At 64.7% G+C, this 546-nt stretch carries 1 protein-coding gene; it reads left to right on the plus strand.

Going from position 1 to position 546, the window contains the following annotated elements:
- Positions 1-441, plus strand: a 441-nt coding sequence (locus Q7A36_RS40730) for an IS1634 family transposase (protein ID WP_456306858.1), incomplete at its 5' end; no start/stop codon positions are given.
- Between the last annotated feature and the right edge of the window lie 105 nt (positions 442-546).

Below are 546 nucleotides of genomic sequence, written 5' to 3' on the forward strand. Positions count from 1 at the left end.
GTCGATGTCGGCAAGCTGGCCGAGGAAGCGAAATACGACGGCATCTTCGTGCTGCGCACCAACGCCCGCGTCACGCCGTTGCAGGCGATGCTGAGATACCGCGAGCTCCTGGCCGTCGAAACCCTGTTTCGCAAAACCAAGGGCGTGCTGCGCACGCGGCCGATCTACCACTCCTCCGACGCGGCCATCCGCGGCCACGTCTTCTGCTCCTTCCTCGCCCTCGTGCTGCAGAAGGAGCTGTACGAGCGCTGCAAGGCTGCGGGCTTCACCCCGGAATGGGGCGATGTGCTACGCGACCTGGACCGGCTGCAGGAAGTCTTGCTGGCCAAGGGCGGCCAGCAGATCAGACTGCGCACGCCCGCGACCGGCGCCGTCGGGCCGCTGTTCAAGGCCGTTGGCATTGCCTTGCCGCCGAACATCCGCGACGCCGCGGCGAGCTGAACATCTCTCAACCATAAATTGTCATCTGTGGTGCTAACAGCCGGCAGCGGCCCTATAAGCTGCTGACCCGAAACAGCTTTCCGGAAGGCGGTGTCCAAGTCGGGT

Source organism: Paracraurococcus lichenis (genome assembly GCF_030657435.1).
Taxonomy (GTDB): Bacteria; Pseudomonadota; Alphaproteobacteria; order Acetobacterales; family Acetobacteraceae; genus Paracraurococcus; species Paracraurococcus lichenis.